Origin of the sequence: Wylensekiella montiformis, assembly GCF_009697385.1 — a bacterium.
GTDB lineage: Bacteria > Bacillota > Negativicutes > Selenomonadales > Selenomonadaceae > Selenomonas_A > Selenomonas_A montiformis.
Map to the genome: position 1 here is coordinate 185,766 of NZ_VUNL01000001.1, position 14,708 is coordinate 200,473.

The 14,708-nt window shown below is 49.1% G+C and carries 8 protein-coding genes; 2 read left to right on the forward strand and 6 right to left on the reverse strand.

Annotated features, from left to right (window positions below; translation table 11 throughout):
• The first annotated feature begins 1 nt into the window (after nt 1).
• Together FYJ78_RS00955 and FYJ78_RS00960 are read left to right on the forward strand one after the other, a co-directional pair.
• Nucleotides 2-1,504, forward strand: a complete 1,503-nt coding sequence (locus FYJ78_RS00955) for a sugar ABC transporter ATP-binding protein (protein WP_154619522.1) — start codon at nt 2-4, stop codon at nt 1,502-1,504.
• A gap of 12 nt (nt 1,505-1,516) precedes the next feature.
• A complete protein-coding gene (locus FYJ78_RS00960; protein WP_154619523.1) occupies nt 1,517-2,488 on the forward strand; it encodes an ABC transporter permease in 972 nt (323 codons plus the stop codon).
• A 169-nt stretch (nt 2,489-2,657) separates the two neighbouring features.
• On the opposite strand, the gene FYJ78_RS00965 is transcribed toward FYJ78_RS00960, so the two are convergent.
• The 6 genes from FYJ78_RS00965 to FYJ78_RS00990 form a co-directional block, all read right to left on the reverse strand.
• On the reverse strand, nt 2,658-6,272 hold the full coding sequence (locus tag FYJ78_RS00965) for a DEAD/DEAH box helicase family protein (RefSeq protein WP_154619524.1): 3,615 nt from the start codon (nt 6,270-6,272) through the stop codon (nt 2,658-2,660).
• A gap of 41 nt (nt 6,273-6,313) precedes the next feature.
• Nucleotides 6,314-7,399 carry a restriction endonuclease subunit S gene (locus FYJ78_RS12880; RefSeq protein ID WP_235899743.1) on the reverse strand — a complete coding sequence of 362 codons (1,086 nt, stop codon included), beginning with the start codon at nt 7,397-7,399 and terminating at the stop codon, nt 6,314-6,316.
• Entirely contained in the window at nt 7,396-8,883 is a 1,488-nt protein-coding gene (locus tag FYJ78_RS00975; protein WP_154619525.1) for a class I SAM-dependent DNA methyltransferase, read from the reverse strand. Before FYJ78_RS00975 ends, FYJ78_RS12880 begins: the two co-directional genes overlap by 4 nt.
• A 4-nt stretch (nt 8,884-8,887) precedes the next feature.
• Entirely contained in the window at nt 8,888-10,621 is a 1,734-nt protein-coding gene (locus FYJ78_RS00980; protein ID WP_154619526.1) for an N-6 DNA methylase, read from the reverse strand.
• A 224-nt stretch (nt 10,622-10,845) separates the two neighbouring features.
• A complete protein-coding gene (locus FYJ78_RS00985; RefSeq protein WP_195847819.1) occupies nt 10,846-13,488 on the reverse strand; it encodes an EAL domain-containing protein in 2,643 nt (880 codons plus the stop codon).
• A gap of 247 nt (nt 13,489-13,735) precedes the next feature.
• Nucleotides 13,736-14,554, reverse strand: coding sequence for a G5 and 3D domain-containing protein (locus FYJ78_RS00990; RefSeq protein ID WP_154619528.1), 819 nt, complete (start codon nt 14,552-14,554; stop codon nt 13,736-13,738).
• Between the last annotated feature and the right edge of the window lie 154 nt (nt 14,555-14,708).

Genomic DNA, 14,708 nt, shown 5'->3' on the forward strand with positions numbered 1-14,708 from the left:
AATGAGTGAAATCAGACTGCAAGTGCAGCATTTATCCAAATCCTTCGGTATCACAAAAGCCGTCCGCGACGTATCCTTCAACGTCAACAAAGGCGAGGTACACGCACTGATCGGCGAAAACGGCTCCGGCAAATCGACGCTGACCAACATGCTGACCGGCATTTACACGATCGACAGCGGGAAATTCATCCTCGACGGCAAGGAAGTACACCCGAAAAATCAAGTTGAAGCAAACGAGGAGGGCATCTCCATCATCGTGCAGGAACTCGGCACACTCTCGGGGCTCACCGTCGCGGAGAACATCTTCCTCGGCCACGAAAACCGTTTCGTGAAATACGGCATCAAGAACACGCGCGAGATGAACCGGCAGGCGAACGAGCTTTTGAAAAAATACGAGTTCTCCCACATCCGCGCGGAGGAGCAGATCGACGAGTACAATTTCGAGGACAGAAAGCTCATCGAGATCATCAAAGCGACCTACTTCTCCCCGAAAATCGTCGTCATCGACGAGACGACGACGGCGCTCTCGCAGGAGGGCCGCGAGGAACTCTACAAACAGATGGACCGCATCCGCGCGTCGGGGAACAGCGTCATCTTCATCTCGCACGACCTCGCCGAGGTGCTCGACAAATCCGACACCATCACCATCATGCGCGACGGCAGCTACATCGACACCGTGAAGAGCAGCGACGTCACCGAGGACGACCTCAAGCGCCTCATGGTCGGTCGCGAGGTCACGGGCGACTACTACCGCACGGACTACGGCGAAAAGGTGTCAGACGAAGTCGTCCTCTCCGTAAAGGACGTCTCCGTGCCGGGTCTCCTCAAAGACATCTCCTTCGACCTGCACAAGGGCGAGATCCTCGGCTTCGGCGGCCTCTCGGAGTCCGGCATGCACGAGATCGGCAAAGCCGTCTTCGGCGCCTCCTACGACCGCACGGGCAGCGTGCAGCTCGCCGACGGCACCGAGATTGATGACATCCCGACCGCCATCGCGCACAGCATCGCCTATACCTCCAAGGATCGCGACAACGAGTCCGTCATCCTCAACCAGAGCATCGAGGACAACATCACGCTCCCCTCGCTGCCGGATCTCGCCGCGGGCCCGCTGCAGTTCCTCAGCGACAAAAAGCTCCGCTCCTTCGCGGAAAAATACGCCGGGCAGATGTCCGTCAAAATGCAGGACGTCGACCAGTTCGTTTCCGACCTCTCCGGCGGCAACAAGCAGAAAGTCGTGCTCGCGCGCTGGATCGGCAAGGACTCCGACATCCTCGTCCTCGACTCGCCGACACGCGGCATCGACATCAAGGTCAAACAGGACATCTACCAACTGATGAACCGCATGCGCAAGAAAAACAAATCCGTCATCATGATCTCCGAGGAACTCATGGAGCTCATCGGCATGTGCGACCGCATCCTCATCATGAAGGACGGCGCCGTAAACGGCGAGCTCCCGCGCAGCCGGGAGCTCAGCGAGAACATGTTGATTTCCAAGATGGTATAAGGAGGGTGCATGATGAGTACGAATGAAATAAAACTTTCCATAGACGAGGAACGCGCCAAAGCAAGGCGCATGAACCAGATCCGGACGTATCTCCCCGTCGTCGGCCTCGTCGCCGTCTTCGTCCTGTTCATCTTTCTGACCAACGGCGCCATGATCGCCCCGAGGAACCTCGTCCTGCTGCTGAATCAGGTCTACGTCGTGATGATCGCCGCGATGGGCGTCTTCTTCATCATGACGATGGGCGGCCTCGACTTCTCCCAGGGGTCGATCCTCGGCATCTCCTCCATCGTGATCTGTATCCTCTCCCCGCACGGCATCGGCCTCGCCATCCTCGGCGGCATCGCAGCCGGTGCTGTCATCGGCGCGATCAACGCCTACTTCCACGTCTGCCGCAAAATCGCGTCCTTCATCGTCACGATCTGCACGATGTTCCTCTTCCGCGGGTTCATCAAATACTTCGCCTCCGACTCGCCGGTTCGCGCGAGCATGGACGTCTACGACTATGACAGCATCGAGTTCAAGCTTGCCTGCACCGTCCTCATCGTCCTCGTCGGCTTCCTCGTCTTCCGCTTCACGCCGTTCGGCACCTATCTCAAGGCCATCGGCGCCGGCGAGCGCGGCGCCATGTTCGCGGGCATCCGCACCGACCGCATGAAATTCTTCATCTATACGCTGGCGGGCGCGCTCACAGGCTTCGCCGCCTTCCTCAACATCGTCAAGAACGGCTCCGCCACCGCCAACGTCGGCAACCAGCTCGAGACGCAGATCCTCATCGCCCTCGTGCTCGGCGGCATGCCGATCTCCGGCGGCGCGAAGGTGCGCTTCGGCAACATCATCGTCGGCTCGCTCCTCTTCTACGTCCTCTACACCGGCCTCACGATGATCGGCCTCTCGCCGCAGACCCTCCAGCTCATCGAAGGCGTCATCTTCCTCATCTTCGTCGCCGTCTTCGCCGACAGGAAGGCCCTCAAAGTCATCAAGTAGGAGGGCAAGACGCTGTAGTTGACGAATAGCACCAGCCTCCGCTCGTGTGGGCGGAGGCTGGTGCTATTCCTGTTATCCGTGGATATCCTTGCCTTTTCGGGAAGAGCTCTCGCAAAAGATAGTTGGTATTCTCGTTAGTTCCTCGTTCCCATGAATGATGTATGAACTCTTATGCAATATCCATAGCATTATTGGTAATTTCCTTGACGGTATCCATTATCGATAGAATGTCGTCTTCACTATCCTGGCTATCGCCAAATAAATCAACGACATCGCCGAACTTATTGAACGGTTCTTGACCAAGTGTTTCCTGCATATTGTCAATATATCCATTCTTAACGATGTAGTTGATGACAGTGCGAAGAAAATCCATCTGCTTGGTGTTCAGACGATTGGACTGTAAGAACTTACTGAACAAGCCCTCTACCGTCCGAATGTCAACCCCAACGATTTTCCTGACCATCTTCTGGACGGGTAAGTCATGATAGACCTTGCGGTAATCTTCCTCAGAGCCAAGGTCCTGCCATAAAATACGTTCCAACTCCCGCAACTCTACAGCGGTCAGCTTCAGGTTGGTATACAGCTTATGAATGGCCAGTTGGTCCTTATGTTCCCGCAGATAGCTTTCAGCCTTTTCCTTGTAAGATTCTGATACCACCACTGGCTCTATATGCGGAGCAGGCTTCCCTGCCAACTCGTCATCCGTGAAATTGGTATAGTAGATGGGTTGTTCTTCCACCTCGATATATTTGACAATATCCCGCAACTTGCGGCGGGCTGCTTCGATACGCCCCAAGGGAATATTTTCCCAGAACGCTTCCGTAGCCACCCTGTCGATGTAGGGCCTAACTGCTCTGACCTCTGGGATATTGTTGTATCTAGGGGATTGGAGCTTTTTCACAGTTCTGATTACTGAGCCAACATGGAAGGTCGAATTCTTTTGCAGCAGGGAATCCAACAACACTGCCAGCATCATATGGTCAAAACGCCGCGTTGCCAATGCGTCGTTATCCGTGTTGCCCATCAGTGGAGCGATTTCTTTCCTTACTTCATTAGCCCCATCTTTGGTTAAGCTGGCCAAGACACCAATATCCTGATACTTGTTTACGACCTTTTGCCTCATCTTAACCCGATAGCTTTCGAAGTTCAGACCAGAAACCCCTTTATACAGGTCGGAAACAAATCGCCTGTAAACATTTTGTTCGTCAGGTTCGGAGTCTACCGTATATTCTCCAATCTTGGACTCTGCTGCCATCCATTCTTCGAAAGATGTTCCCTCGTCTGCAGAGACGTCCTTAACCTTACCAGATTCATGCAGAATGCTTACAACGTCAGCTTTCAACGCAAAGATCCGAGAGCTGATAGATGGGGTAGCACCTGGCTCGCTCCCACGGTGCTCCGGCATGCTGAAAAAGGCAAAATTCCCGCCCCAGTCAAAGATACGAAATTTCTCCTTATCCTTCCCTTTGCCAAGCAAATCCTTGCATTTACGTGTACCACGGCCAATCATCTGCCAGAACTTACTGTAGGACTGTACAACCTTGAAGAAGACAAGGTTGACAATAGGCGGAATATCTATACCCGTGTCCAGCTTATCTACCGAAACAGCAATCTGTGGCATCTTCTCAGGAGTGCCAAATTCCAATATCAGGTCATCGGCATAAGGGATGCGATAATCAATGATTTGGATAAAGCTATCTCCATATTCTGGATATAGCTTATGAAATCTCTCAACGATGGTCTCAGCATGGGTATGATTCTTGGCGAAGATGATGGTCTTTCCCAGCTTGTCCTCGTCCTCCACATATATGCCGTCGGACATTAGTCGCTGCAAAACTTTATCTATGGTGGGAGCATTGAACACTGTCTTGTTGAACAAATCCGGGCGTATGTCCTTTTTGTTGGTATTCGTACCGTCGTCCTCTTCGTCACCAAAGGTGCGCTCGTATTCTTCCTTATCCTCAGGGGACAGCTCATTATACTTCAGCCCCTCCGTCAATAGTCTGGTACTGCAATCTACCGCCTCATAATCAACCAGATAGCCCTGCTCCACAGCGTCCCTGTAGTCATAGTTATCAGTAGGCTCCCCTTGGGGCAAATCAAAGAAGCCATACGTATCATGGTCCATATCTGCCTTGGGCGTAGCCGTAAGCCCAAGAAGCATGGCATCAAAATAGGCAAATATATCCTGATACTTGTTGTAGATGCTTCGATGGCTCTCATCTAAGATGATAAGGTCAAAGTACCCCGGTGTAAAAAGACGGCTGCCATCGTCTTTACGTCGGCTGTCTATGGAATTCAGCATGGTGGGATAAGTAGAGAAGATAATCCGACTGTTTTCCGGGTTCTCCGCCATCTCACTGTTCTTGTCCTTGTTTGCCAGCACCAGATTGCACAAGGGATAAGTATTGCCGAAGATGTCAGTATAGCTGCTCTTTCCCTGTCGTACCAGTGGATTACGGTCAGCCAAGAACAAAATACGGTACGCCCAATCAGAACGAAGCATAATGTCCGAAATACCAGCAGACACACGAGTCTTGCCCGTTCCAGTAGCCTGCACAATAAGGAATTTCCTTATCTTTTTATCAGCAGCCTCTGCCACAGACTGTATGGCATGGAGCTGGTAAGGCCTGCCAGCTATCTCACTTTTCGGATGCACTGACGTAAGGGGCTGACGGTTCCGCTGACGCATACGCCTTCGCAGTTCCTCCGGGGTGAAAAACCCCGATACTTTCCGGCGTGGATAGCCGGAAAGATCATCCAGATAGCAAAACTCGTAGCCATTGGACAGCAAGATAATCGGTCTTCTTCCGTACTGTTTTTCCAGGCAGTCGGCATAAAGTCTGGCCTGTACGCTTCCATCTTCAACGCCCACGCTGGTTCGTTTTGCTTCCACCACAGCTAAAGGCACATGGGCATCATCATAGAGTACATAATCACAGTAGCCATTGCCCTTAGGGCTGCGTTCACTGATGGGCATACCCTGCACGGGCACTTCTACCTCCATGTTCTTGCCAAAGTGCCAGCCAACCTCTGCCAGTGCTTCATCTATCAGGTACTTGCGGGTTTCTGCCTCAGTAGCTTTATCCAGACTGTAACGACGATGACTCTGATTCTGACTCTTTTGCTTGGCCAGTTCCCGGCGAAGGGCCTCTATCTCAGCATCCTTAGCCGACAACTCCTGACTTTGTTTCTTTAACTTTGTTTGAATCTTAGCCAGTTCCTTCTCCTGCTGGAGCATATTATCTGCCGTCTTGACCATTTTACGCTCCAAGGCAGCCAGTTTTTGCTGTTCTGTATGGCTCAGGTCTGAAACACTGTCCGGGTTCGGCACCAATGATTCATCAAAGGCACGATGTTCGGCGTAGTCATCATCTTCGCCATATAGATAGTCCACCCAGTTGCCCACTTGCAAGAGCTGCTTCAGGGCCAGCATACCCTCTGCCTTGGTGGCCTCTCCTGTATGCACAGCCTTATTGCCGATTTTGGTAATAGCCCACATTTGCTCATATACATCATGATCGGTCACTTCGGCCTTAAACTCCCTGTCCTTCAGTAAATCCGACAGCTTGGGGTTATATTCCTTGCCATTGTCACCATATATAACGGGCTGACGAATGCCCATAATATTGTAGAGCCATTTTACCGTAACTTCCAGTGCAGCCCGTGCTTGGGTAGCAGCCAGCATAGGTGATATGCTCATAGCTCGCTCAGCCTGAAGCATAAGGGGAGCGAAGGGTTTGAAGTTATTTTCCTTTTGCAAGAACGAAAAATTTGAAGTCATAATCAGTCCTCCTCTCCGCACATAAATATCATATTCGCCTATTAGCCGAAATACTCCTGCAACAAAGAGTCTCGCAGCTCCTGAAGGTTATCCATCGACTTTTGGATGGTCAATTTCGATTTGTCGGCCTGTGCTGCGAAGTCGGCGAATTGTTTTTGAAGGTCGATTGGTGGAAATACGAACTCTATTTCAGAAAGTTGCCCCTTGCTCAAAATTCCTTTTAGTGCCATATTGACACCACTACAAATATAGTCTTTGGATAATCTGAATTGCTCGTACATGAAATGTGTATTTTGCTCATTAGGAATTATGGCGTTAATCTGTTGGTTGAATGCTACTTTTCGGTCAGCTATGGCAACATTACCGATGGAACGCAAACTACCTGCAATACAAGTCATCAAAATACTTCCAGCCTCCACGGTACGTCCGACTTCCTCACCTTTTTCAGAAAGGTATTCTGTGGCAGTAGTCAAAATCTTAGCATCCGTGATATTGTCCGATTTTATCCATTCGATATTGCTTCCATAGTATTCCTTCACTTTGCGTGATGGCGTATTACCAGTTACAATATCACACTTGTCTGCTAATCGAGTTTTCTCCCATCCATGCGTATTAACCACCGGGTCTCCAAACATCTCTACAAATCGTGATTTGACAAGCTCATCATACCTGTCGAGTAGAAGTTGATGTTTATTCATCATGCTTGTCAGCAAATCCAGCTGACCAACAATCTCATTCTGTTTATTTACATCATGAACGACAATATCGGCTTCTTTCAACCATTTGAAATGTCTGTTATATCCCGTATCAGGAACGTAGACTTTCTGCAAGGCATAATACAAATATTTACAATTTGCTCCAGCCAGCTTAGGAGCCAAGATTTTAACACCATCAGCACCGATAAAAAAAGGTGTATCCACATATTTCAAAATTCTAGTATGGTCGCCAAATATGATAGCTGGAACATCATTAAATATTCCATCATAATTATCAGTATAGCCGCCTATAAACTCCTTCCCTTGGTCAATAACAGGGTATTTCCCTTCAGCTAAATATTCCATACGAGGAATCTTGGTGCCCTTTTTTGTCACATCCTCAAATACATCTCCAAAACTATATTTCATCATTTTAGCATCTCCATAATCTTGGCCAAGTCTATAGCCATTTCCTTCTGCAACATTTCGATATCTGCTGTAATAACCTTGGACGGGCGATATACTTTTTGCTCGAAGGCAATCTCCTTGTATTTGTTTATGGAAATATCATAATTATTATTTCTAATCTCCTCTACTGGAACAAAGAAGCTCTTATCCTTGCGTGTCCTGTTTTCTTCATCATCTAAATTCTGCCATCTTGCCAAAATATCAGGAATGTCATTTTCTTCCACTTCTGTCCTCTTCACATCAAGAGACAAGCCATCTGCTTCCATATTGTAGAACCAAACCTTATCTGTACCGCCGTGGCCAGTCTTGGTAAACAATAATATAGCCGTTGCAACTCCAGAGTAGGGCTGAAAGATACCACTTGGCATAGAAATAACCGCCTCTAGCCTATTTTCATCAATAATAGCCTTGCGTATCTGTAAAAAATCCCTGTTGGTGCTGAAAGTTACCCCTGCGGGTACAATGACAACGGCTCTGCCACCAATAGACAGGCTACGCAGGAACCAAGCCAGGAACAGCAGCTCTGTATGCTTTGATTTGGTAATCTTCAGCAGTTCTGGATTCACCTGAGCGTTATCAAGTGTTCCCTTGAAGGGAGGATTTGCAAGAACAAGCGTATACTTTTCCTTATCCTCATCCACATTGTCTTTATCTCCGTCTTTGCTTACCCCAAGGCTGTTCTTATAGGCAATATCAGCACTGCCCAAGCCATGCAGCATCATGTTCATGGCCCCGATGCGTAGCATGGTGGTGTCGTTGTCAAAACCATGGAACATTTCGTGCTTGTAGTGACGCAGAAATCCTTCATCATAGAATGAGTCTTTGAATTTGGCATGCATATACTCCGAGGCAGCAACCAGGAAGCCAGCACTGCCCATAGCCGGGTCTACGATAATATCCGTAGGCTGAGGATTCGCCATGGCCACCATCATCTTGATAATCTGCCTTGGGGTGCGGAACTGGCCATTGATCTTGGAAGCCCCCATCTTTGAAAGCATATATTCGTAGAGGTCGCCTTTGCTGTCCTCATCTTTCAGCTCCAAATCGTTAATGTCCCGCATGATTATTTCAAAAGCCAAAGCTGTTGGTATCTTGAACACGGCTTTCTTCATGTAACGAGCATAAGCCGAATCTTCATCATCATTCAGAGCAATAAGCCAGGGAAAAACCTTTTCTTGAAATAATTTGAACCGGTCTTCCGTATTACTCATATCCATCAGCTTTTGCCAGCGATAATCCTGTTCTTCTTTCGTAACAAACACCTTTGGTACATAGTTTTCTCCTACCATGCGGGCCCTTTTCTCCCGTCTTGTTTCCAGTTCATCCAGCTGACGCAGGAAAACCAGATAGTTGAACTGTTCCATGACATCAGAAGGAATGGCTATACCATTGCTATGAAAATCCAGCCAAATTTTATCAACCTTACTTCTCTGCTCTGTAGTAATCATTCTATTATCTCCTTCCGCAACCGTTCATCAATACGGTCATCTTCTCCATAACGGCATTTTCCTGCGTCCGGATCTGCCGCAGCTTTTTGGACAACTCCTCATACTGCTTGACCATTTCCCGTTGCTTTTCCATCGATATAACGGGAATCTCAATATCGGCCAAGTCTTTCAAAGAAAGCATGCTAAGTGTCATACCTTTAGAAAAGGCATCCAGAGCCTGCCTGCCTCGTTCGCTGTTCAAGAACATCATGGCATAAGTCGGATTCACCTTGTCCGACTTGAATCGCAAATAGTACAGATTCCCGTTAGCCAGAACTTTCGTGCCGGTTTCAGGCATGATGGCTACCTTGAATGGGGCCGTTCGGGAAATCAGCAGATCACCGGCCTGCAGCAGAGACTTTTGATGCTTCTCGTCTATTTCTTTCAGGTACGGCAGGTTATCAGATACTTCGTTATTTTCGATATGCTTGAGCATAATATATTGATATTCTGTTGGCTCGTCACTTGCCCAATCTTCCAGCTGTGATGATTTTATATTGCCGCCACGGCAAACCTCAGCCAAATCGCCCAGCTTTTCAGGATTTTCCAAAACGGACAATTTTCCCCGGAAATAGGCCGACGGCATCCATGTATAATCCTTTTGCTCCATCTGTCCCAAATCAACGATTTTATTGTGTTCAGAATCGGACTTCTGCCCGTACCAGAATACAATCTGGTCGATATCAGCCAGACTCAGCTTGGTACGTCCTTTCATCCGTACGCCCATTTCGCTAGCATCCACCATATTGACATTCCAGTTGTTCTCACTAAATACCAGCAGACTAATTTTGACGCCAGTTCCTGCAAGGATACCCGACGGAAGTGAAATAACGGCTTCCAGACGACCTTCATCGGTCAGTTGTTTTCGAAGCATGATGTCGCGTCCTATAGAAAACAGCATCCCGTCAGGAACGACAACTACTGTCTTTCCTCCTTCCCGTTGGCTGCAAAGAGCCGAAAGCGTATATTCCCAATCCAGCCGCTGAGAAGGACGGGTTCTGGCCAATCGTTCTTTTAATCGGGGATAGAGTTTTTCAGAAACACCTGCTCTTCTTACCCCCATGGGCGGGTGAGAAAATACTTTATTCGCTTCCAAGCCTTTATAATCTTGCGTTAAAACATCGCCCTGCTCTACCTCAAAGGCATTGTTGGCAATGAATGCACGAACATTAGCGACGACCTGATTCTCCCTGTTATATTCGATACCAATGGCTCTGGCTACCTGTTTCTCAGCTGCAACAACAGCTAAAAAACCGCCTATTCCTGCACAATGTTCTAATAAGGTATCTTCTGCATTGAGGTCCAGGATTTTAGTTCCCAACATGGATAGTTCGTATGGTGTGCTATTCTCACAGCTACGGTAGTTAAGTTCTGCAGGGTCAAGATACTGCGAAACAGCTTTTAATTCTTTCTGTCCTGCCGCATTACTAAAATCTTTGATGACGTCCCAATTCTTGCCAACGAAGTCCAGCAATCTGGCCTTGACTGAATAGTTCTTCACACTGTCATCAACATCCTTTTGCAATTCTTCCGCGGAATCGATATCCTTTTCTCTGGTGATATACGACAAACTTCCTAATAGAATATAATCCGCAGCCTGTTCCATCTCCTTGCCATGTCGGATAGCTATGTCTCGGCCGATACCTGCTACCTGTGCAGTATCTACATCTGTTAAGTGATTGAATTTCTTTGCTGCCATGATCAGGACACATCCCTTCTTATGCTGCTATATACATGCGTATTTCCATTGTGTTGTCTACAACATTTTATGTTTACGGTTCTTATTATATATATCGATACGATTTTTGTCAAATGCTGGTAAAAACATTTATAAAACATTTTGTTGTCGATAACATTTTATAATAAAAAGGAGGTTCGCAAACTCTTTTAGGTCTGCAAACCTCCTTATTGTTTGGCTGGGCGTTATTTCACAGCCTCTTTTCTCTCATTTTCCTGCTTCATCTGCGCTTCCAGCTCAGCGACCTGAGCGGGAGCAATATCCCTTACCTTCCGGAGCAGGTTCTGAAGGTATTCTCTCTCCCTTGCCAGCGGGGTGATGTCTTCCATGATCAGATACAGCAGAGTCCGCATGTGCTCCGCATAGATGATACTGACCCGGACCCGCAGCCAGAGGCGTCTGCCTTCTGCGCAGTCGCGCCGCAGTTCACATTCCTTCGTCTTGCCGGATTCCCGGGCCGCATGGATGGTTTGCCAGAATACCGGCTGGTCTTCTTTTGCAATGTGGTCGAGGACCGTGTGCTCCGGACCATACACGGTTTCCCGCGAATCGCCGAAAAGCTGGAAATATCCATCGTTCGCTCTCAGGATCTCAAGATGGTCTCCCACCAGCTCATAGAGGCCGATCGCTCCGCCGGAGCTGTTAAACAGGACGGTCAGCTGAGCGGAAAGATTCATCATATCTGTCGTATCCTCCGGCCCCAGATGCACCTTGGCCGGCGCATGCTGGTGTCCTTTGCTGACCAGCTCTTCATAGACGTCCACTGGCACAGGCTTGGAGAAAAAATAGCCCTGTACACATTCGCAGCCGATCGTGCGCAGGAAATCCACCTGCTGCTGGGTTTCAACGCCTTCGACAATCACGGGAATGTGAAGCCATTTGGCCATGCGAACCACGGAATTCAGGATATTTCCGCCGCGGCCGTGGTCTTCTTCGCCCGAATCCGCGAGGAATTTCAGATCAATTTTCAAAATGTCCACCGGCATATCCTTCAGCATGTTCAGCGAAGAATACCCGCTGCCAAAATCGTCCATAAGGATGGGAAATCCCTTTGCCTGCAGTTTCTTGGTGATCTCTATGATCTGCTGCGGATTTTCCACATAGGCGCTTTCCGTAAGCTCCAGCTCCAAAAGGCGCGGCGGGATATCGTATTTGCGGATCAGGGATTCAAAAACCTGAACAATGTTCGGGCTATAAAAATCAATGCGCGAAACATTGATCGATATCGGCAGGACAGGACGTCCCTCGTCAATATCCTTGCGCAGCTGTTGGCAGGTACGCTCCCAGACATACTTGTCCAGCTGATAAATAAATCCATTGCGCTCAAAAATCGGAACAAACTTGATCGGTGAGATGAATCCAAGCTGCGGGTGAAGCCAGCGAACCAGCGCCTCCGCGCCGACAATCTTCTCGCTCATGAGATCGTACTTCGGCTGAAAATAAACGACGAACTCTCCCCGTTTCAGGGAGCCGTGCATATTATTGACAATAACCTGTTCATTGACGATACAGTCCCGCATATCTTCATCGTATTCGCCGCATACGACCAGTCCGTTGCGCGCCGCCTTGGACAGCCCCATCGCCGCCCGATCCAGCATGGTAGTCACGGACATTTCCGGATCATGAACCGTATAGACGCCAAAATAAAAGTCGATGCGATAATCCAGTGCAAAGGACTCGGCCAGCATCTGCAGAGAATGAATCAGATGACTGCGCACTTCCCCTTCCGTCGGATAGCAGAGCAAAAAGTTGTCCGCATACAGCCTTCCATAAACACAGGGCTCCAGACGTATGCTCTTGAGAAAATGCGCGACATATTTCAGAAGGCGGTCCCCTGTCTCCTCGCCGAATAAATCATTAATTACCTTGAAGCGAGCGATGTTGAAGCGCATAATCTCAAACTCCCGGTCCGGTTCCTGCGCAATCACCTCAGCCGCCCGACGGCAAAAGGCCTTTTTATTGTACAGGTTGGTCAGACGGTCATGACGGAGATTGTGCAGGAAAGAAGCATGCGTCTGCTTGAGAGGCGAAAGATTGGTAATGACGGCATTAAACGCTCCAACTCCCGTCGTCTTATCAAACAAATATCGCCCGCATTCCATGCACCAAATATAGCTGCCATCCTGACGGCACATCCGGTACTCGACCTGATAACTGTCCGAATTCATCAGATGGCGCTTGATCTCTGCCTGACTGGCCTCAAAATCGCAGGGATGAATCAGATTCGCCAGCCGGTCTTTCAGCCGCAGACTGAAGGATTCGCCATCGGGATAGCCCAGCATACGCCAGAGCTCATCACTGAAATAATCGATCGGCAGCTGGCTGCCCGTATGATACTGAACATACGCGCAGTTCACATAAGAAGCCACCATATCCATAACTTCATCCATGGAGGACTCTTCGCCTTCGCCGCGGTTCATCAGATGGGCGCTCACCACCTGATAAGTAAGCTCCCGCCGGACATCGCGCTGAAAGTGAAGTCCGCAGATTCTGCGCCCATCCGGCGTGTCGCGGAACATAACCAACACCTGCTGCATATTGCGCATGCGATCCGTCGTCGAGTACACTACACTGACCCGCACCGTCATACCGGACGGCGACGGCTTCGCTACGCCGCTCATCTTCGTCACCCGGCATGCTTCAATAATATGGTGCATGCGGCGCAGGAAGTGCTCCGCTTCCTGCGGTCCCCGTGCATAATGCTCCGACTTAATGCCGAATACAATCACATCCTCCGTGAAGAGCTGCCGGAGTTTCACGACATTTCCAAACTCATAATATTCCCGTAACAACGTTTTCGCCAAGACGACTGTCTTGCTTGACTCCATGAACCTTCGTCCTTTCAGGAAAGGTGCTGCATTGACACCCTTTCCCATTCCTGCTTGTTATCCATTACATACAATTATAGCATAATCGTTCCCTAAAATGTTGTGGAAATTTTTCCGATAACAGAAAAAGGATTTTGTTGCAAAAGCCCGTTCTTTTATCCGATGATAAGGGGCTAAGACTCCCGCCACAGAAAAAAAGAACCACCGCACATCGTGTGCAGTGGTTCTTTCCTTAATATATCCCCGCTCAGTCGAGCACATAAACCTCGACATTGCGCCGGCCAAAATTCATGGCCTCGCCGTAGCTTTCCATGCAGAGATCGATACGGTCGCCGACAATGGCTCCGCCTGTATCCGCAGCAATGGCAATGCCGTAGCCGGGGATATAAACGCGGGATCCCAGCGGAATGACCTGCGGATCCACGGCAACAACGCCGCGGGCAGCCATGATTCCCATAGCCGTGAGTCCGCTTCCGCTCCCATCTGTCGGCAGATAAGCTGTAGCTTCCATCATATATACAGCACGATAACGCATCATGCCACTTTCGGTCTGTACAGATGGTTTTCTTTGTTCTTCACGCTGAATCGCCAGCACCTGCTGTTTTGCAGCGCTGTCTCTGACTTCTATATCCAAGTTTTCCTGAATTTTCGCATCCAGTCCCGGAGCCGCTTCCACGTCCTCCAGATTATAGCCCTGCTCAATCAGGGCATCGCCTACGGTCTGTTTACTGGTCATGAACTCCTTCTTCTGACCATGATACGATACGGTTACCGGGACCGCGCGGTAAACCGTGATTTCCGTTTTCTTATCGTCCACCTTCTGCAGATGGAATTCATCGTTGGCGCTGAGTTTCACGCCTGCCCGGGCAAGAACAAATTCCGGACTCGTGTGCGTAGTATTCGTAGTGATTGTGCGCCCATCGACATGGATGGACACCTGGTGCATATTGGTTGGAATGCTGGTACGTGTAAAGCCTGTCGTCAGCAGCATCATCAATGCCAGCATCAGACAGAGAATCAGCTTTTTTTCTTTGGTGTTTCCTATAATCCATTTCGTCAAACTCATTAAAAGCCCCCTTCTAAGCTTTCGTGAAGAACTTCAAGAAGTATACCATGCGGAAAACCTCTTGTCAAATTCATCGCGACTATTCTCCCACTTCAGGCTGAAAAAAAGATGAAAAATGGGAAACGCAAAGTGGTGGACCACTCTTTTTCGAGTT